We start from the raw sequence: 17,411 nt of genomic DNA on the forward strand, positions 1-17,411 counted from the left end.
CGTACGGCCCGAAACTCGACACCGTACGGGATCAACTCCCGCTTCAGCGGCGGACCTTGCGGGTCGCGCGCAGCCACTCCTTGTTCATCGCGGCGATCGAGGGCAGCGGGATGCCCTTCGGGCAGGCGGTGGCGCACTCGCCGGTCAGGGTGCAGCCGCCGAACCCCTCCTCGTCCATCTGGGCCACCATGTCCAGGACCCGGGTCTCGCGCTCCGGGGCGCCCTGCGGCAGGACGTTGAGGTGGTTGACCTTGGCGGCGGTGAAGAGCATCGCCGAGCCGTTGGGACAGGCCGCGACACAGGCGCCGCAGCCGATGCACTCGGCGTTCTCGAAGGCCAGCTCGGCGTCGGGCTTGGGCACCGGGGTGGCATGGGCGTCGGGGGCGGTCCCGGTGGGGGCGGAGATGTAGCCGCCGGACTGGATGATCCGGTCGAAGGACGAGCGGTCCACGACCAGGTCCTTGATCACCGGGAAGGCGGAGGCCCGCCACGGTTCGATGTCGATCGTGTCGCCGTCGGCGAAGGACCGCATGTGGAGCTGGCAGGTGGTGGTGCGCTCCGGGCCGTGGGCGTCGCCGTTGATGACGAGGCTGCACGCGCCGCAGATGCCCTCGCGGCAGTCGTGGTCGAAGGCGACGGGTTCGTCCCCGGCGAGGGTGAGCTCCTCGTTGAGGGTGTCGAGCATCTCCAGGAACGACATGTCGGCGGAGATGCCGTCGACCTCGTAGGTGGCCATGGCGCCGGGCGTCTCGGCATCTCGCTGGCGCCAGACGCGCAGGGTGAGCTTCATGCGTAGCTCCGCTGGGTGGGGTGGACGTACTCGAAGACGAGGTCTTCCTTGTGCAGGACGGGGGCACCGCCGGTGACGGTGAACTCCCAGGCGGCGGCGTACGAGAACTCCTCGTCGCGCCGCTCGGCCTCGCCCTCCGGGGTCTGGGACTCGGCGCGGAAGTGGCCGCCGCAGGACTCGGCGCGGTGCAGGGCGTCGAGACACATGAGCTCGGCGAGCTCCAGGTAGTCGACGATGCGATTGGCCTTCTCCAGCGACTGGTTGAACTGCTCGCCGGTGCCGGGGACCTTGATGCGGCGCCAGAACTCCTCGCGGATCTCCGGGATTTTCGCGAGCGCCTTGCGCAGTCCGTCCTCGGTGCGGGCCATCCCGCAGTACTCCCACATGAGTTCACCGATCTCGCGGTGGAAGGAGTCGGGGGTGCGGTCGCCGTCGACGGAGAGCAGCAGGTTGATGCGGTCCTCGGTCTCCGCGACGACCTCGGCGACGGCGGGGTGTCCGGCGTCGACCTTCTCGGTGTGCGGGTTGCGGGCGAGGTAGTCGTTGATCGTGGAGGGCAGGACGAAGTAGCCGTCGGCGAGGCCCTGCATCAGCGCGGAGGCGCCGAGCCGGTTGGCCCCGTGGTCGGAGAAGTTCGCCTCGCCGATCGCGAAGAGGCCGGGGATGGTGGTCGAGAGGTCGTAGTCGACCCAGAGGCCGCCCATCGTGTAGTGCACGGCGGGGTAGATCCGCATCGGGACCGTGTAGGGGTCCTCGTCGGTGATCCGCTGGTACATGTCGAAGAGGTTGCCGTACTTCGCCTCGACGGCCTTGCGGCCCATCCGCCCGATGGCCTCGGCGAAGTCCAGGTAGACGCCCTGCCCGCCGGGGCCGACGCCGCGTCCCTCGTCGCAGACGTTCTTGGCGGCGCGGGAGGCGATGTCGCGGGGCACGAGGTTGCCGAAGGCCGGGTAGATGCGCTCCAGGTAGTAGTCGCGCTCGTCCTCGGGGATCAGGTTGGCCGGGCGGTCGTCGCCCTTGGCCTTGGGGACCCAGATGCGGCCGTCGTTGCGCAGCGACTCGCTCATCAGGGTGAGCTTCGACTGGTGCTCGCCGGTGCGCGGGATGCAGGTGGGGTGGATCTGGGTGAAGCAGGGGTTGGCGAAGTAGGCGCCGCGCCGGTGGGCCCGCCAGATGGCGGTGGCGTTGGAGTTCATGGCGTTGGTCGACAGGTAGAAGACGTTGCCGTAGCCACCGGTGGCCAGGACGACCGCGTCGGCGAAGTAGGTGTCGATCTTCCCGGTGACGAGGTCGCGGGCGACGATCCCGCGGGCCTTTCCGTCGACCACGATCAGGTCCAGCATCTCGGTACGGGCGTGGAGTTCGACGCCGCCCGTGGCGATCTGCCGGGAGAGCGCCTGGTAGGCGCCGAGGAGGAGCTGCTGCCCGGTCTGGCCGCGCGCGTAGAACGTACGGGAGACCTGGACGCCGCCGAAGGAGCGGTTGTCGAGCAGGCCGCCGTACTCGCGGGCGAAGGGGACGCCCTGGGCGACGCACTGATCGATGATCTCCACCGAAATCTGCGCCAGGCGGTGGACGTTGGACTCCCGGGCACGGAAGTCGCCGCCCTTGACGGTGTCGTAGAAGAGCCGGTGGATGGAGTCGCCGTCGTTGCGGTAGTTCTTCGCCGCGTTGATACCGCCCTGCGCGGCGACCGAGTGGGCGCGCCGGGGCGAGTCCTGGAAGCAGAACTGGAGGACGTGGTAACCCTGTTCGGCCAGCGTCGCACCGGCCGATCCGCCGGCCAGTCCGGTGCCGACGACGATGACCGTATGTTTACGCCGGTTGGCGGGGTTCACCAGCTTGGCTTGGAAGCGGCGGGTGTCCCAGCGTTCCGCGACGGGGCCCTCGGGGGCCTTGGTGTCGACGACGGGCTCGCCCGTGGCGTAGTGCGTGTAGTCGGGCATGTCAGCTCACCACTCCGGTCATGACGGCGACGGGTACGGAGACGAAGCCCACCGTCAGCACCGCCGCGAGGACGTTGGCGAGGGTCTTCAGGACGCGGTCGCGGGTCGCGTTGCCGACGCCCAGGGTCTGTGCGGCGCTCCAGAACCCGTGCTGGACGTGGAGGCCCATGGCGAGCACAGCGGTGATGTAGATGACGTTGCCGTACCAGGTGGAGAAGGTGTCGATGACGTTCTGGTACGGGTGTCCGGCCTCGAAGCTCGTGTGGACGGTGCCGGTCGTCAGGTCGAGGACGTGCCACACGATGAACAGCGCGAGGATGATGCCGCCCCAGCGCATGGTCCGGGTGGCGTAGCTGGCCCGGCGCCTCTTGTGGACGTACTTGGCGGGGCGCGCCCGGATGTCGCGGCGGCTCAGTTGGTACGCGGAGACGCCGTGCAGCACGACGGCGGCGACCAGCCCCACGCGGACGATCCACAGCGCCCACTCGTAGTGCAGGATCGGTTCGCCCATGGTCCGCAGCCAGTGGGCGTAGCCGTCGAACTCACCCGGTCCGAAGAAGATCTTCAGGTTCCCGACCATGTGGGCGACGAGGTACCCCAGCATGATCAGACCGGTCACGGCCATGATCGTTTTCTTGCCGACGGTCGAGTCCCAGAGCGTACGCGTCATCGACGGCCGTCGGTCCGTCCGCGTTGCCAATGCCATGGACACGACGGTAAGGGCTCCGAGCCGATCAGTCCAAGACATGGAGTAGCTGATCTTCATAGGCATTACCTATCGACCGACAGTAGCCTCGATGTATGCACTTCCAGCAGCTCACCTATTTCGTGGCCGTCGCCGAGACCCTGCACTTCACCCGGGCCGCCGAGGCCGTGCACGTCTCGCAGCCCTCGCTCTCCCAGCAGATCCGGGCGCTGGAGAGCGAGCTGGGTGCCGAGCTGTTCAGCCGGGCCCGGGGCAACATCGCCCTCACCGACGCGGGTGAGGCGCTGCTGCCGCTGGCCCGGCGGATCCTCGCGGACGCGGAGACCGCGCGCCACGAGGTGCAGGAGCTGGTGCAGTTGCGCAGCGGCCGGGTGCGGCTGGGGGCGACGCCGAGCCTCTGCACGGGGCTGCTGCCCGATGTGCTGCGCGCCTTCCACGACCGCCATCCGGGGGTGCGGCTGCTGCTGGAGGAGGGCGGTTCGCACGATCTCGTACGGCAGCTGGCGCGCGGGGCGCTCGACCTCGCCCTGGTGGTGCTGCCGCTGCCCGCCGCGTCCCCCGCGCTGACCACGGTGGAGCTGCTGCGGGAGGACCTGGTGGTGGTGTCGTCCGCCGCCGGGCCGGCCCCGGGGCGTGGCGGCCGGGTGCGGATCGCCGATCTCGAAGGGGCCCCGCTGGTGATGTTCCGGCACGGGTACAACCTGCGGGAGCTGACGCTCGCCGCCTGCCGCGCGGAGGGATTCGAGCCCTCGTTCACGGTGGAGGGCGGCGAGATGGACGCGGTGCTCGGCTTCGTACGGGCGGGGCTCGGGATCGCGGTGGTGCCGAGCATGGCCGCACACCGGGCGGGCCGCGACCTGCGGCGGACCCCGCTGGCCCGGCCGGGGCTGCGGCGCACGATCGCGCTGGCGCACCGCAGCGATGTGGCCCCGCCCCGGGCGGCCCGGGAGCTCCAGCGGATGCTGCTGGAGCACGGGCCCGGGGGCGGGTGACCGCGGGCCGGGCCCCGGCCGACGCGCGGCGGGGGCCCGCACCGGTCGGCGGCGCATCGGCACCGGGCCCCGTTCAGCCGCGCATCGGCACCCGGCACCGGTCGGGGCGCATCGGTACCGGGCCCCGGCCGGTGGCCGCCTCAGACCGCGTCGGCCAGGAGCAGCGAGTGGATACGGTCCGGGGCGCCGGGCCGGGCGTAGTACCAGCCCTGGGCGGTGTCGCAGCCCAGCAGGCGCAGCTGCTCGGCCTGGGCCCCCGTCTCCACGCCCTCCACCGTGACGGCCAGTTCCAGGCTGTGGGCCAGCGACACGATCCCCTCGACGATCTTCATGTCGACCGGGTCGGCCGGGTGCTGCTGCATGCCCCGGGTGAAGGAGCGGTCCAGCTTGAGGACGCTCACCGGCAGCCGCCGCAGGTTCGCCAGGTTCGAGTAGCCCGTTCCGAAGTCGTCGAGCGCGATGTCGACGCCCATCTCCGCGAGCTGCCGCAGCGGCTTGAGGAGATCGTCGTCGGCACCGATCAGGGCGGACTCGGTCACCTCCAGGCAGAGCGCTCCCGGCTCCAGACCGGAGCGTTCCAGCACGTCGACCGTCTCGGCGACCAGCCGGGGGTGGTGCAGCTGGGTCGGCGAGAGGTTGACGTTGATCCGCAGCGGACCGCCGTCGCTGTGCCGCTCCTGCCAGAATTTGGCCTGCCGGACGGACTCCTCCAGCACCCAGCGCCCGAGCGGCACGATCAGACCGGTGTGCTCGGCGAGCGGGATGAACCGGTCGGGGCCGAGCACGCCGTGCTGCGGATGGCACCACCGTACGAGCGCCTCCGCGCCGTGCACGGTGCCGTCGCCCAGGTGGACGAGCGGCTGGTACTCGATGAAGAACTCGCCCCGGTCCAGCGCGGCGGGCAGTGCGGTGGTCAGCCCGTGGCGGGTGATGGCGCGCGCGTCGGCCTCGGCGTCGGCGAGCTCGAACCGGTTGCCCCCGCGCGCCTTGGCCCGGTACATGGTGATGTCGGCGCTGCGCAGCACCTCGGCGGCGCCGCGCTCTCCGGAGGGGCCCTCGACGACGCCGATCGAGCCGCGGACGGTGAGTTCGCGGCCGTCCAGCCGGATCGGGGTGGCGAGCACGTTGAGGATACGGCCGGCGAGCTCGTCCACCGCGTCGGCGGTCTCCGGGCCGGTGGTCAGGGCCACGAACTCGTCGCCGCCGAGCCGGGCGACCATCTCGCCGGGTGCGGGGGCGCAGCTCTGCAGCCGGTCGGCGACCTCGACCAGGAGCCGGTCGCCGGCCGCGTGGCCGAGGCTGTCGTTGATGGCCTTGAAGCCGTCGAGGTCCAGGTAGCAGAGGCCGAAGCGGGCGCCGTCCTTGGCGGCGAGCACCTTCTCCAGACGCTCGAAGAACAGCGTCCGGTTGGGCAGTCCGGTGAGCGCGTCGTGGGTGGCCTCGTAGCGCAGCCGCAGGTTGAGCAGGCGGCGCTCGGTGGTGTCCTCCATCAGCGCGAGCTGATACTGGGGGCGCCCTTCGGGGTCGCGCAGCAGGGAGACGGTGAGGTTGGTCCACAGGACCGTGCCGTCGTTGCGGTAGTACGCCTTCTCGACCCGGTAGTGGTCGCGCTCCCCCCGTACCAGCTCGTTGTAGTACTTCCACACCTGGGGCGAGTCCTCGGGGTGGACCCACTCGTTGACCCGGTGGCTGCGGACGTGGTGCTCCAGGCCGCCGAACATCTTGGTGAGCGTGTCGTTGATCTCCAGGATGTTGCCGTCCAGGTCGGCGATGCCGATGCCGACGGCGGCGTCCTTGAAGACCGCGCGGAAGCGGGCCTCGGTGGCGTGCAGGGCCTGTTCGGCATCCGAGCGGGCGGTGAGCGCCGAGCGGGCGATGGCCTCCTGCTCGGCGAGGGTGCGCTCGCGCAGTGCCTGGGAGAAGCCGGAGGCGAGGGTGTGCTGGATGCGGGCGCAGCGGGCGCGGGCGTCCTCGGTGGACAGGTTGCCGGGGCCGTTGCCGCCGCAGTACAGGACGAGGTAGGAGTCGACGACGCCGAGCGTGGAGCTGAGGGCGTCCGGGTCGGTGCAGTGCGCGTCGACCAGCGCCGCGCCGATCCGGGCCGCGGGCGAGGCGTCGAACGGGTGGGCGTGCAGGGTGAGGCTGAGCTCGCGGGCCAGCGGCAGCAGGTGCCGCTCGAACTCCGGGCGGGTCAGGGAGGTGGCCGTCAGGGGAAAGATGGCCCGGCTCCAGATCGTGGCGAATCTCCGGAGCCGGCCTTCCGGCCCGTCCGGTTCCGCGTCCTGCTCACCGGAGGCCTGGGCGGGAATACTCACGCCTTTCGCCCGACCCCGCCGAAGCCCGAGAAGGCGTACGGGTCTTCCTGCTCCGGCGCCTGCGGGGTGTCGGGCCGCCACTCGGGCATCGACACGAGGCCCGGTTCGACCATCTCGTACCCCTCGAAGAACGCGCCGATCTCCTCACGCGTGCGCATGATGAGCGGGTTACGGATGTTGCGGTAGACGCCGACCGTGCCGTCCGCCTCCTCCTTGGAGAGCGGGATGCCCTCGTACGAGGCGTGGGTCAGGACGATCAGGCTGCCGGGGGCCAGTGCCTCGCGCAGTTCGGCGACCGCTCCGCGCGGGTCGTCGGCGTCCTCGATGAAGTGGAGCACCGCGACGAGCAGCAGGGCCACCGGGCGGTCCAGGTCGAGGAGTCCGGTGACTGCCGGGTTCGCCAGGATCTCCTTGGGGCGGCGCAGATCGGCGGCGGCGATGACCGCGTGGTCGTTGCCCTCCAGCACGGCCTGGCTGTGCGCGACGGCGACCGGGTCGTGGTCGACGTACGCCACCTTGGCCCGCGGGTCGGCGGCCTGGGCGACCTCATGGACGTTGCCGAAGGTCGGGATGCCGGAGCCGATGTCCAGGAACTGGTCGATCCCCGCGTCGACGGCGTACCGCACGGCCCGGCGCATAAAGGCCCGATTGGCCTGCATGATCTTGGGAAGGCCCGGGAGGAACTCCATGGCCTTCCGCGCGGCTTCCCGGTCCACCTCGAAATTGTGCGATCCGCCCAGATAGAAGTCGTACATGCGGGACACGCTCGGCACCGAGATATCTATGCCTTGCGGTGCCCAGGCGGGACGCTCCATCGATGTCTCCAACAAGTTCGCCACGGCGATCCGGCCATGTTCATGGTCAGTGTTGACCAGAGGCTACTGATCGACCGCCAAGAGAGCGAGTGGAAACGGAAATTGGGGATCCGTTATTGGTCACACTCCGGTGGCAACAACGGCCGGTCCGTCGCTGCGCGTACACACACAGCGACGGACCGGCACTTCACTCACCGATTCCCGGCGGTTCGGGGCCACTTGGGGGCTACTGGGCGGTTACTTCTTGGCGCCGACGAGCTTGGAGTCGGGCGAGACCGCGAACCACGTGCCGCCGACTCCCTGACCGTTCACATCACCCGGCTTCTCGTCCCCGGCGAACGTGTAGATAGGCCAGCAGTCGATGGTCTGCTGCTTGATGCCGTCGGGGCGGTCGAAAGTGACAAATCCCTTCTTGGTGACGCCTTCCACCGAGTTTTTGGACACAGGAGCGACTACCGGCCACTTCTTGAGGCAGTCGCCGGTGCAGGCCGTCTTCATCGGCCATGCGGAGTCCTGTGTGAACCGGTAAACCGTCATACCGCGCTTGTCCACGACGATGTCACCGAGTTCCGCGTCCTTGCGGACCGAAAGCCCCGCCGCGTCGGCCGGTTCGGCCACGGCCGCGCTGTCGGCGTTGGCCGCCGCCTTCTTCCCGTCGGGGGCGGAGGCGAACCAGGTGCCCCCGACACCCTGGCCGTTGGTCTGTCCCGGCGCGGTGTCCTTCGCGTACCGGTACATCGGCCAGCCGTCGACGGTGAGCTGCTTGGAGCCGTCGGTGCGGACGACCTCACCCAGCAGTTCCTCATCGGTTCCGGCGGCGGCGGTGACGTCGCCGGCGGGGACCACGGGCCAGGCCTTCTCGCAGTCGCCGTCGCAGTTCGACTTCGGCGGCTGGGCGGTGTCCTTGTCGAAGCGGTAGAGCGTGAACCCCTCGCTGTCGGTGAGCACCTTTCCGAGCTTCTTGCTCTCCTGCACGCCGAGTTGGCCCGCGGCCTTCGGGGCCGCCACGTCCGCGCCGGAGCCGTATCCGCCGGCCTCGGAGCCGTATCCGCCCTCAGCCGGCTGCTGCGCCGGGGCCGCGTTGCCCACCGACTGTCCGTTGGGCGATGCCGTGCCCTGCTCCTGACCGCACGCCGTCGTCAGCGTCAACAGGGCCGCGGCGGTGACCGCGAGCGAGGCGTTGCGCCAGGTATTCATGTCGACTCCCGTAGTACATCGTCTTGTCGCTCCGATGGCGGCGCGAGTCCGCGCCGTTCATGGCCCTAGGTACGGAGCGTCACGGGGGTGGCGTTCAACGCGGAGCGAGAAGAATTCGGCGGGACGCGCATCGGAGGCGGTGGCCGGGGACCTGGCGAGCCGTCAACCGTGCGCAAACATGAACGGCTCATTGTCCCACCATCAGGCGAATCACCGCGAAGTGCCGCGTGTCGCGGGACGACGTGGATCATGCTCCCGCTCGTGTACGGATCCCGCATCGGGCGGCTCTCGACAGCCGCCGCACTCGTCTGGCTGATAGCCGTACCGCAGCCCGCGACCGCCGACGCCTGCGCGGTGGCCACCATCGGGCAGGGCGACGGCAGCACCTCGGTCGCCGTGGCGGGCGGCGGGGACTGCGTGGCGGTCACCACACCGGAGCCGCCACCTCCACCGCCACCCCCGGAGCCGCCACCGCCCCCTCCCCCGCCACCGCCACCTCCTCCTCCGCCCCCGCCGCCCCCACCGGAGCCGCCACCTCCACCACCGCCTCCTCCGCCGCCCCCGGCGCCGGCACCACCGCCCCCTCCACCACCGGAGCCGCCACCACCGCCACCGCCGCCGCCGCTGAAGGCCGCGCCCGCGCCCAGGCCGGCGCCGAAGCCGTCGCCGACGCCCTCGGTGCGGCCGAAGCCGGCGGAGCCCCGGCCCGTGGCGCTTCCGGCGTACCGCAACTCGACCCGCAAGGAGCCGCGGAGCGGGCTCTCCTTGGTGTCCACGACCCTGCTGATCACCGCCCCGGCGGTGTTCGCCGTCGCCGTGCTGCGGCCGCGGTCATCCCGCTGACGAGGAGATATCCATGTCCGAATGGCTCGTCCTGAGCATTGCCATGGCGTCGGCCTGTGCGGTCGTCCTCACCATCGCGGTGCTCAACAACCGCCGGATCGCCGATGACGACGATCCGTCCGAGACACCCGACGTCATCGAGTACATGACGATGATGATCGGCGTGGTCTACGCGATCGTCCTGGGCCTGGCCATCGCCGGGGTCTGGGAGGGCCGCAGCGCCGCCCAGGAGTCCGTACGACTGGAGGCACAGGCCCTGCACGAGGTGCAGGCCCGGTCCTCCGTCTACCCGGTCGAGGTCCGCGACCGTATCCGCGCGGACGTCGACGCGTACGTCGCCCATGTCATCGACGACGAGTGGCGGGTGATGGCCGATCGGGGCACCCTCACCGAACGCGGCACGGAACTGCTGGACCGGGTGCGGGCGGACGTCACCGGCTACGAGCCGCAGACCGACCACGAGGGGCAGGCGTACCAGCCGCTGGTGGACCAGGTGGCGGCGGCGGACGACGCCCGCAGCTCGCGGGGGCAGAACGCGGGGGCGACGATGCCCGGGGTGGTGTGGTTCGGCCTGATCATCGGGGCGCTGGTGACGGTCGGGCTGATCTTCACCCTCCAGATCCGCAGAACATTCCGGGAACTGCTGCTGGCGGGGCTCTTCAGCGCGCTGATCGCGTTCCTGCTCTTCCTGATCTGGGACTTCGACGCGCCCTTCGGCCGGGGCATCTCGGCCACCGCCGAGCCCTTCCTCGACCTGTTCCCGGAGGCCACCCGCTGATGCTCCGGTCCCCCGGCCGGTGACGCCGCCGGTGAACCCGCCGGTGCGCCGGCCGGGGGACATGACTGACCCATTCGCCGGACCCCGATAGCGGCAGGTGTGTCCCGCTCCTAGCGTGTCGGGCATCGAGGTGCATTTTTCCTGCTATGTGGAAACTCATTCCGCAGCTGCCCCTCGGGGAACCCGGAGGATCCTTCATGCGCGCGATACGTGTCGCACCCCTCGCACTCCTGGGCGCCACCGCGCTCACCCTGCTGGCTCCGTCCGCCGCCCACGCCGCGCCGGACGGGGCCATCAACACGTTCAACCCGACGATCGCCCCCTCGGTCATCGCTCCGGGCGGCCGGGTGACCCTCGGCGCCGGCGGATGCACCGGCGAGACCACCGTCACCTCGGGCATCTTCGACACGACCGTCATCCCCAGCGGCAGCACCACGGCCACCGCCACCGTCGACACGGACGCCCGGCGGGGCGCGGTCTACGCGGTGACGTTCGCCTGCGGCTCCACCGGGACCACCCGCAACGTCAACCTGACCATCGCCGCCGGACCCACCAGCACCCCGACGCCCACGACCGCACCGACCACGGCCCCGACCGTCAGCTCCACGGCCATCGCGCCGAGCGGGGTGCGCGGCGGTCTCGGCGGAAGCTCCGGCACCATGGACACGGTGGAGGTCGCGTCCGGCGCGGCCCTCGTGCTCGCGGCCGCCACCGGCACCCTCTACTTCGTACGCCGCCGCAGCGCCGGCCGCCGGCACTGACGGCACAACGGTGCGGCGGACGGCAGTCGCCCCGGGTCCTGATCCAGGACTCGGGGCGACGGGCGTATCGGGCCGGGCGGGAGGTCTGACGTCCTAGAAGGCCGCATGGCTCGTCCGCCGACGCCGGACGAGGAAGACCGCGCCACCGACGGCCGCGGCGGCCACCAGTCCGCCGCCGACCTGCATCTCCGTGGAGTTCGGTCCCATCGAGCCGCCGAGGCCGCCCTGCGCGCCGTTGCCGGCGAGCACGGTGAACTTGTGCGTCGCGATGCGGTCGTTGTCACTGCACTTCACCGAGAGGTGGTACTGACCCGGCGTGGTGTTGTTCCGGACCCGGGCGTGGGCGTAGTTGGTGCCGTCACCCGCCGAGAGGTGGGCCGTCGGGAAGGCATTCGACCAGACCTTGCCGCCGTGACCGCAGCCCTGCGCGGTGACCTTGAGCGTGCCGCCCTGGTGGACCGACTGAGGGTTGACGGCGACGTTGACCGGACCGTTGGTGGCGGCGGCCATCGGGGCAGCGAGCCCGACAGCCGCGAAAGCGGTCACAGTGACCGCGAGAGCGCGTGAAGCACGCATCGTGTGGACCTCCAGCGGGAAACGCCCCGGAGTCCTGTTCCTCCGGGATTGGATCGACGTGAACGCCTCCCATGACGAACACTCACCAGTCGCCCGGCCGCTCGCACTTCGGCACTGCTCCACCCCGGTGACGCGACACGCCGTACGAAAACCCCTGGATCTGACGGAGCCGCAGGTCACAGGCCGTCAGAAGTTTTATCTGCTCATTACTCCGAAGGGCAGTCACCCCCAGGGGCCCGGATTCGGCCCGCCACCCGTTCGCCTCTCCCTGATCGCCGCCCGGCCGCACCGCCCCTAACGTTCCAAGCGTCGCGACGAAGGGAGCACCATGGGCCGGGACTACGCTGGCGCCGAGCGGACCAGACGCGTGCCGTGGGGAGCCGTCGCCCTGGTCATGCTCACGGGCCTCGCCCTGCTGCGCAACGGGGCGGAGTTCGGGGAGGAGGGCCCGCCGCAGCCCGCGGCCGCGGCCTCGCTGGACCTGAGCGGCGACGCGGCGGGACCGCCGGTGGAGGGCGAGCCGGAACAGCCGCTGCCCTACGCCCCCGCCTCGCGGGTGAAGATCCCGTCCATCAACGTGGACGCCCCGATCATCGACGTCAACCTGGACGCCAACGGCTGGATCGACGCCCCGCCGGCCGAGGACCCCAACCTCGCCGGCTGGTACCAGAACGGCATCGCCCCCGGCCAGCTCGGCACCTCCGTGGTCGTCGGCCATGTCGACAACAACTCCGGGCCCGCGGTCTTCTACGGCCTCGGCTCGCTCCAGAAGGGCCACCGCGTCGAGGTGGAGCGTTACGACGGCCGGGTCGGGATCTTCGAGGTCTACGGGGTGGAGGTCTTCTCCAAGAACGACTTCCCCGGCCCCCGGGTATACGGCGACACGGGCCATGCGGAGCTCCGGGTGATCACCTGCGGCGGGGGGTTCTCGAAGGCGGGCGGCTACGACGGAAACGTGGTGGTCTTCGCCCGCCTCGTCGAGACCCGCTGACGCCACGTCACTGCCGCCCCGGCGGTCCCTTCGGCGCCGCACCGCACGGTTCAGCGGGGGATGCCCTCCCGGTCCAGGAGCGCGGCCATCTCCGCGGGCGGCAGCGCGGGGTTGGCGGCCGCGGCCATCTCCGTGCTGGGGTCCGCCAGCAGTTCCAGCAGCCTGGGCACCGGGACCCGCGGGTCGCGAGCGGCCGTCCGCCGCACCCCGGCGTCCGGGTCCCGGCTCAGCCGTTCGACGAGCTCGGGTGTCGCCGCCGGGTCCCGCAGGGCCAGGGCGCGCTCCCTGGGGTCCGGCGCGTCGGCGAACCGCCGGGCGAGGCCGGCCGCCGGAAACCGCGGCCGGGAGGTAAGCGACCCCACAGGCCGGAAAGCCGGTCCTCGGGCTCGATCCGCCAGTCGATGGCCGCCCGCTCGTCCTCCGAGAGCTCCGGACGGGCCGAGACGGCCAGCCGGGTCCTCGTGGTCCGCGAGCCCCGCGGCCAGGTCGGCGGGGAGGGTCGGGTTGAGGGCGAGCGGAACCAGTACGTGGTCCGGCACGGACGGCGCGTCGACCGTCTCGTACCGGACGTTGTCCCGCTCGTGGTTCAGGAGACGCTCGGACGCCCCGTCCGGCAGCGGCGGCGCCTGGATGCGGTAGGGGTTGGGGCCGATCGCGACCGCCATCGCGTCGGACTCCGGTCCGTCCAGGAGCCGGGCCCGCGGTTCGGGAGCGGCGGTGAAGCTCTCGGCCAGCAGGTGCCGCACCCAGCGCTCGGGGTGGGTGAGCATGGCCTCGGCGACCTCACCGGGCAGCGCGGCGTGGTACGAGAGCCGATGAGTGATCGATCGGTCGTTCAGTGCCAGCAGCCTCAGCAGCACGCCGGCCGGAGCCGCCGGATTGCCCGCCAGGGCTTACGCCCCGTACCACTCGGTCATGGTTCCCCCACAGGTGGTGCGTCGGCGCGCCCGGGGCGGCACCCCGGGCGCGTACCGGAGGCACCGTATCCGGCGGGACCCGCCCCCGGGCGGACCGGCCTCTCAGACCCGCTGCGGCACCGTGATGCGGTAGCCCTCGTCGAGCAGCCTGGGGAGGTAGCGGCGCAGGGCCGCGACGCTCTGGGACCGGTTGCCGCCCGCGTCGTGCGAGAGGACGACGACACCGGGCGCCGCCCCGTCCAGGACCCGGCGGACGATGGTGCCCGTCCCCGGGGTGGTCCAGTCGAGGGTGTCGACGGTCCACGCCATCGGCTCCATGCCCAGGTCGGCGCCGATCTCGAAGGAGTTGCGGTTCCAGGCACCGTAAGGGGCCCGGTACCAGAGCGGTGCGGTGCCGAGCGTTGCCTCGACCACCTCGCTGGTCCGCCCGAGCTCGTCGCGGATCGCGGCGCGGGTGAGCCCGGGGACGAGCGGGTGCGACCAGGAGTGGTTGCCCACGACATGGCCGTCGTCCGCCATCTCGCGCACCAGGTCCCGGTTGGCGTCGGCCATCTCGCCGCAGACGAAGAACATGGCGCGGACGTTGTGCTTGCGCAGGGTGGCCAGGATGTCGGGGGTGTAGAGCGGGTCGGGTCCGTCGTCGAAGCTGAGCACCATCGAGTGACCGAGGCCGGGGAGCTCCTCGAAGGGCCGGGTGCGCACCGGAGGCCTGGCGGGCCGGAAGCGGGGCGGGGTGCCCGCCGTCATGGGCTGCAGGCGGTACGCGGGCGGTCTGCCCGGTACGCCGGCAGGCGGGCCGGCTGCCGCGGCGGGCGGGGTGCCCGCGGCCCGTGCGGGGCGGGTGGGCGTCGACGCCGGATCGGCGGCGATCAGATGCACGGCGGTGGCGGTCCCGAGGCCGAGGGCCACCTTCAGCAGGGCGCGGCGGTCGGGCCGGATGTGATCACTTCTCATGGCCAACTGCTCGCACGACCGGGCGTCCGGTCCGGTGGACGACACCGGGGGTCAACCGTTTTGTACCCATTCGACGCAGCGGCCCGCTCGCGCCGACGGCCCGCCTCCGCGCCTTCCGGGCGAGCCGATAGCCTCGGAACCGTGACAGAGCAGCAGCCCCATCAGTTCGAACGCGGCACGGACGGCCCCAAGGTGATCGTCGCGGGGCTCGACGGCTCCGACTCGTCCATGCGCGCGGCCGCCTATGCCGCCGGTCTCGCCCGGCGGCAGAACGCGACGCTGGCCCTCGTCTACGTCCAGCCCGTGATCGCCTCGGGCGCCGCGCTGGGCGTGCCCGTCGGCGACACGACGGGGGAGGTCGCCCAGGAGCTGGTCGAGGAGATCCGGGAGTCGGCGGAGCGGCTCAAGGACACCTGGGACGTGCGCTGGGAGTTCCACACCTTCCGCGGCGACCCGTACAACGGGCTGGTGACGGCGGCCGACGAACTCACCGCCGACGCCGTGGTGGTGGGGGCGTCGGAGTCGGCGGGACACCGGTTCATCGGTTCGGTGGCCGTCCGGCTGGTGAAGGCGGGCCGCTGGCCGGTCACCGTGGTGCCGTAACCCCCCTCGGCGCTTGCCGCTACTCCCCCATCACGAGCCCGTCGGCCTCGGCGCCCCGGCCGAGGACCACGTCGCGGATGCGGTCGCGGACCGGGCGGTGGTGTTCGGCCCCGCCCGCGATGGCGGTGTTGAGGTTCATGACGCGCCCGGTGGTGGTGTCGTACCACTGCGGGACGAACTCGGCCTTCTTCACCGTCCAGCGCCCGTCCGGCCGCGCGGGCGGCGCGAAGGTGAAGCGGCCCATCGAGCTCTGGTTGCCGCGCGGGTCCTGGACGCCCTGGTAGTTGATCATCGCTCCGGCGATCTGGTCGCCCATGCCGTAGACGACCCAGGTCCCGTTGACCTTCTCGTACGCCTGCGGCACATGGGCGTGGGTGCCGATGATCAGGTCGAGGTCGGGGCGGCCGCCCTCCTGGGAGGCGGTGAGGCGCTCGGCCAGTTCCAGCTGCCTGGCGTCCGGTTCGTCCTGCCATTCGGTGCCCCAGTGCGCGGAGAGCACCACGACGTCGGCGCCCGCCCGCCGGGCCTTCCTCGCTTCCGCCACGATCTTCCGCTCGTCGGTCACGTTGACCGTCCACGGCTTCCCGGCGGGCAGCGGGATGTCGTTGGTGCCGTAGGTGTACGCGAGGTGGGCGACCTTCGCCGCCCGCTCCCCCGGTCCGGCCGGCAGGATCGTGGGGCGGGCGGCCTCGGCGGCGGAGCGGGCGGATCCGGCGTGGCGGATGCCTGCCGCGTCCAGCGCTCCGAGGGTGCGGTCCACGCCTTCGGAGCCGTCGTCCAGCGTGTGGTTGGAGGCGGTGGAGCAGGAGTCGAACCCGGTGGCGCGCAGGGCGGTGGCGACCTCGGGCGGCGACTTGAAGCTCGGGTAGCCGGTGTAGGGGCCGCCCTCCTTCCCGTACACCGTCTCCATGTGGCAGATGGCCAGATCGGCGCGGGAGACGACCGGGGCGACACCCTTGAGCATCGGGGTGAAGTCGTAGCCCCGCCCTCCCGCGTCGGCTCCCGCCCGGTCGATGACGGAGGAGTGCGGCAGGACGTCGCCCGAGGCGAGCAGGGTGAAGGGGCGCGGTCCGTCGGCGTCCTGGCCGCCCGCGCCCCGGGCGGCGGAGGGGGGTGCGCTCGGGGCGGGCGCCGGGGGCTGCTGCCCGGTACAGCCGGTGGCCGCGGCGAGGAGGAGGGCGAGGGCGGCCACGGTGCCCGGTCGGATGCGCTGCGTCATCTGCTCGACTCCATGTTCGGATGATTAGGACCATCCGACTACACATATCTTCATACTGCCGAAGCAAGGAGCATTGCCGCATACCTAGCTGAACTGGTCGTACCGTCCGACCCCGACGGCCCCTTGACCGTTCGCCGCACCATTCGCCGCACTGAGCGACCGCTCGTCGCACGCCTCGGTGTACCGCCTGTTCCTGCGCCGCCGAATGCGTTCGTATACGCCAGGCGGCAGCGAGGCCGTCGGGGGCCTCCCGCGGGAAAGGACGTTCATGAAGACCACGACGACGACCGATGAGCGGGCCATCGCGGAGTTGCAGCGGGAACACGGCCCGGCCCTCTTCCACTTCCTGCTCGGCCTGACCTTCGGGGACCGGCAGCGGGCGGAGGACCTGGTGCAGGAGACCCTGGTGCGCGCCTGGCAGCATCCGGAGGCCTTCGCCGCGCCCTACGACTCGATGCGGCCCTGGCTGTTCACGGTCGGCCGCCGCCTCGCCATCGACGCCCGGCGCTCCCGCCAGGCGCGCCCCGCCGAGGTCGGCGACACGCTGCTGGAGAGCGCCCCGGCGGTCCAGGACACCGCGGACTCGGCCGTCCACGCCCTGGACGTCCGCGAGGCGGTCCGCACCCTCAGCCCCCAACACCGCGCGGTGCTGGTGCAGATCTACTTCCACGGGCTGAGCGTCACCGAGACCGCCGAGGCGCTGGGCATCCCGGCCGGGACCGTCAAGTCGCGTTCGTACTACGCGCTGCGGCTGCTCTCGCGCAATCTGCCCGGCTACTCACTGAGGTCCTCCGCCCGCAACAGGGCCAGCAGGGCCGAGGCCTCCGCCACCTCCACGTAGTCGCGGGCACAGCGGTCGCAGAGCTGGAGATGATCGGCTACCCGGCAGGTCTCCTCCGCGTCCAGCGCGTCCAGGACGTACGCGCCCAGCAGCAGGCGCACATGCGGGTCGTCGCCGGGGTCGGCACTCATTCACAGCCTCGCATCTCCTGGGCGATCCTCCGCTTC

19 protein-coding genes are annotated in these 17,411 nt (G+C 71.5%); 7 read left to right on the forward strand and 12 right to left on the reverse strand.

Annotated elements, in window-relative coordinates; all coding sequences use genetic code 11:
• Window positions 1-43: 43 nt before the first annotated feature.
• From ACK8N7_RS03635 to ACK8N7_RS03645, 3 genes are read right to left on the reverse strand one after another with little or no spacing between them, the layout of a single operon-like run.
• On the reverse strand, window positions 44-790 hold the full coding sequence (locus tag ACK8N7_RS03635; RefSeq protein WP_403210835.1) for a succinate dehydrogenase/fumarate reductase iron-sulfur subunit: 747 nt from the start codon (window positions 788-790) through the stop codon (window positions 44-46).
• Window positions 787-2,736, reverse strand: a complete 1,950-nt coding sequence (locus ACK8N7_RS03640) for a fumarate reductase/succinate dehydrogenase flavoprotein subunit (RefSeq protein ID WP_403210833.1) — start codon at window positions 2,734-2,736, stop codon at window positions 787-789. Before ACK8N7_RS03640 ends, ACK8N7_RS03635 begins: the two co-directional genes overlap by 4 nt.
• Window position 2,737: 1 nt before the next feature.
• The gene (locus tag ACK8N7_RS03645; protein ID WP_403211015.1) at window positions 2,738-3,406 is read right to left on the reverse strand and encodes a succinate dehydrogenase cytochrome b subunit; all 669 of its coding nucleotides are present in this window, start codon (window positions 3,404-3,406) and stop codon (window positions 2,738-2,740) included.
• Window positions 3,407-3,537: 131 nt separating this feature from the next.
• On the opposite strand from ACK8N7_RS03645, the gene ACK8N7_RS03650 reads away from it, so the two are divergent.
• On the forward strand, window positions 3,538-4,434 hold the full coding sequence (locus ACK8N7_RS03650; RefSeq protein ID WP_403210831.1) for a LysR family transcriptional regulator: 897 nt from the start codon (window positions 3,538-3,540) through the stop codon (window positions 4,432-4,434).
• A gap of 140 nt (window positions 4,435-4,574) precedes the next feature.
• Here ACK8N7_RS03650 and ACK8N7_RS03655 read toward each other — a convergent pair whose 3' ends face one another.
• The 4 genes from ACK8N7_RS03655 to ACK8N7_RS03670 form a co-directional block, all read right to left on the reverse strand.
• Window positions 4,575-6,749, reverse strand: coding sequence for a putative bifunctional diguanylate cyclase/phosphodiesterase (locus tag ACK8N7_RS03655; protein WP_403210829.1), 2,175 nt, complete (start codon window positions 6,747-6,749; stop codon window positions 4,575-4,577).
• Complete coding sequence (locus ACK8N7_RS03660; RefSeq protein ID WP_403210827.1) at window positions 6,746-7,564, reverse strand: SAM-dependent methyltransferase; 819 nt, start codon at window positions 7,562-7,564, stop codon at window positions 6,746-6,748. The genes ACK8N7_RS03655 and ACK8N7_RS03660 overlap by 4 nt, the downstream gene beginning before the upstream one ends.
• A gap of 237 nt (window positions 7,565-7,801) precedes the next feature.
• The gene (locus tag ACK8N7_RS03665) at window positions 7,802-8,761 is read right to left on the reverse strand and encodes an SCO0930 family lipoprotein (protein ID WP_403210825.1); all 960 of its coding nucleotides are present in this window, start codon (window positions 8,759-8,761) and stop codon (window positions 7,802-7,804) included.
• A gap of 424 nt (window positions 8,762-9,185) precedes the next feature.
• A complete protein-coding gene (locus tag ACK8N7_RS03670; RefSeq protein ID WP_500440909.1) occupies window positions 9,186-9,365 on the reverse strand; it encodes a hypothetical protein in 180 nt (59 codons plus the stop codon).
• Between the two features lie 104 nt (window positions 9,366-9,469).
• On the opposite strand from ACK8N7_RS03670, the gene ACK8N7_RS03675 reads away from it, so the two are divergent.
• From ACK8N7_RS03675 to ACK8N7_RS03685, 3 genes are all read left to right on the forward strand, one after another.
• Window positions 9,470-9,604: a hypothetical protein gene (locus ACK8N7_RS03675; protein ID WP_403210821.1), complete on the forward strand. Its 135-nt coding sequence runs from the start codon at window positions 9,470-9,472 to the stop codon at window positions 9,602-9,604.
• Between the two features lie 13 nt (window positions 9,605-9,617).
• Window positions 9,618-10,382, forward strand: coding sequence for a bestrophin-like domain (locus tag ACK8N7_RS03680; protein ID WP_403210819.1), 765 nt, complete (start codon window positions 9,618-9,620; stop codon window positions 10,380-10,382).
• A 197-nt stretch (window positions 10,383-10,579) separates the two neighbouring features.
• On the forward strand, window positions 10,580-11,143 hold the full coding sequence (locus ACK8N7_RS03685; protein WP_403210817.1) for a hypothetical protein: 564 nt from the start codon (window positions 10,580-10,582) through the stop codon (window positions 11,141-11,143).
• A gap of 93 nt (window positions 11,144-11,236) precedes the next feature.
• On the opposite strand, the gene ACK8N7_RS03690 is transcribed toward ACK8N7_RS03685, so the two are convergent.
• Window positions 11,237-11,719 (reverse strand): hypothetical protein, encoded by a 483-nt coding sequence (locus ACK8N7_RS03690; RefSeq protein ID WP_015612894.1) that lies wholly within the window; start codon window positions 11,717-11,719, stop codon window positions 11,237-11,239.
• Window positions 11,720-12,047: 328 nt separating this feature from the next.
• Between ACK8N7_RS03690 and ACK8N7_RS03695 the strand changes: the two genes are divergently transcribed.
• Window positions 12,048-12,710 (forward strand): class F sortase, encoded by a 663-nt coding sequence (locus ACK8N7_RS03695; protein WP_403210815.1) that lies wholly within the window; start codon window positions 12,048-12,050, stop codon window positions 12,708-12,710.
• Window positions 12,711-12,760: 50 nt separating this feature from the next.
• Here ACK8N7_RS03695 and ACK8N7_RS03700 read toward each other — a convergent pair whose 3' ends face one another.
• Together ACK8N7_RS03700 and ACK8N7_RS03705 are read right to left on the reverse strand one after the other, a co-directional pair.
• Window positions 12,761-13,570 (reverse strand): hypothetical protein, encoded by an 810-nt coding sequence (locus ACK8N7_RS03700; protein WP_500440912.1) that lies wholly within the window; start codon window positions 13,568-13,570, stop codon window positions 12,761-12,763.
• A gap of 159 nt (window positions 13,571-13,729) precedes the next feature.
• Entirely contained in the window at window positions 13,730-14,581 is an 852-nt protein-coding gene (locus ACK8N7_RS03705; RefSeq protein WP_500440914.1) for a polysaccharide deacetylase family protein, read from the reverse strand.
• Window positions 14,582-14,722: 141 nt separating this feature from the next.
• Between ACK8N7_RS03705 and ACK8N7_RS03710 the strand changes: the two genes are divergently transcribed.
• Window positions 14,723-15,184 (forward strand): universal stress protein, encoded by a 462-nt coding sequence (locus ACK8N7_RS03710; protein WP_015612891.1) that lies wholly within the window; start codon window positions 14,723-14,725, stop codon window positions 15,182-15,184.
• Between the two features lie 19 nt (window positions 15,185-15,203).
• Here ACK8N7_RS03710 and ACK8N7_RS03715 read toward each other — a convergent pair whose 3' ends face one another.
• Window positions 15,204-16,403, reverse strand: a complete 1,200-nt coding sequence (locus tag ACK8N7_RS03715) for a CapA family protein (RefSeq protein WP_500440916.1) — start codon at window positions 16,401-16,403, stop codon at window positions 15,204-15,206.
• A gap of 268 nt (window positions 16,404-16,671) precedes the next feature.
• Here ACK8N7_RS03715 and ACK8N7_RS03720 point away from each other — a divergent pair, with 268 nt between their 5' ends.
• On the forward strand, window positions 16,672-17,244 hold the full coding sequence (locus tag ACK8N7_RS03720) for a sigma-70 family RNA polymerase sigma factor (protein ID WP_403210808.1): 573 nt from the start codon (window positions 16,672-16,674) through the stop codon (window positions 17,242-17,244).
• Here ACK8N7_RS03720 and ACK8N7_RS03725 read toward each other — a convergent pair.
• A complete protein-coding gene (locus ACK8N7_RS03725) occupies window positions 17,178-17,375 on the reverse strand; it encodes a zf-HC2 domain-containing protein (protein WP_403210806.1) in 198 nt (65 codons plus the stop codon). The genes ACK8N7_RS03720 and ACK8N7_RS03725 overlap by 67 nt on opposite strands.
• Window positions 17,376-17,411 lie beyond the last annotated feature (36 nt).

This window comes from Streptomyces griseobrunneus (genome assembly GCF_046713465.1).
GTDB classification, from domain to species: Bacteria; Actinomycetota; Actinomycetes; order Streptomycetales; family Streptomycetaceae; genus Streptomyces; species Streptomyces microflavus.

Coding starts and splice junctions, on each gene's coding strand:
- ACK8N7_RS03680 (WP_403210819.1), top strand. CDS start 9,618: ATGTCCGAATGGCTCGTCCTGAGCATTGCCATGGCGTCGGCCTGTGCG.
- ACK8N7_RS03660 (WP_403210827.1), bottom strand. CDS start 7,564: ATGGAGCGTCCCGCCTGGGCACCGCAAGGCATAGATATCTCGGTGCCG.
- ACK8N7_RS03720 (WP_403210808.1), top strand. CDS start 16,672: ATGAAGACCACGACGACGACCGATGAGCGGGCCATCGCGGAGTTGCAG.
- ACK8N7_RS03665 (WP_403210825.1), bottom strand. CDS start 8,761: ATGAATACCTGGCGCAACGCCTCGCTCGCGGTCACCGCCGCGGCCCTG.
- ACK8N7_RS03635 (WP_403210835.1), bottom strand. CDS start 790: ATGAAGCTCACCCTGCGCGTCTGGCGCCAGCGAGATGCCGAGACGCCC.
- ACK8N7_RS03645 (WP_403211015.1), bottom strand. CDS start 3,406: ATGACGCGTACGCTCTGGGACTCGACCGTCGGCAAGAAAACGATCATG.
- ACK8N7_RS03725 (WP_403210806.1), bottom strand. CDS start 17,375: ATGAGTGCCGACCCCGGCGACGACCCGCATGTGCGCCTGCTGCTGGGC.
- ACK8N7_RS03650 (WP_403210831.1), top strand. CDS start 3,538: ATGCACTTCCAGCAGCTCACCTATTTCGTGGCCGTCGCCGAGACCCTG.
- ACK8N7_RS03695 (WP_403210815.1), top strand. CDS start 12,048: ATGGGCCGGGACTACGCTGGCGCCGAGCGGACCAGACGCGTGCCGTGG.
- ACK8N7_RS03640 (WP_403210833.1), bottom strand. CDS start 2,736: ATGCCCGACTACACGCACTACGCCACGGGCGAGCCCGTCGTCGACACC.
- ACK8N7_RS03705 (WP_500440914.1), bottom strand. CDS start 14,581: ATGAGAAGTGATCACATCCGGCCCGACCGCCGCGCCCTGCTGAAGGTG.
- ACK8N7_RS03715 (WP_500440916.1), bottom strand. CDS start 16,403: ATGACGCAGCGCATCCGACCGGGCACCGTGGCCGCCCTCGCCCTCCTC.
- ACK8N7_RS03690 (WP_015612894.1), bottom strand. CDS start 11,719: ATGCGTGCTTCACGCGCTCTCGCGGTCACTGTGACCGCTTTCGCGGCT.
- ACK8N7_RS03685 (WP_403210817.1), top strand. CDS start 10,580: ATGCGCGCGATACGTGTCGCACCCCTCGCACTCCTGGGCGCCACCGCG.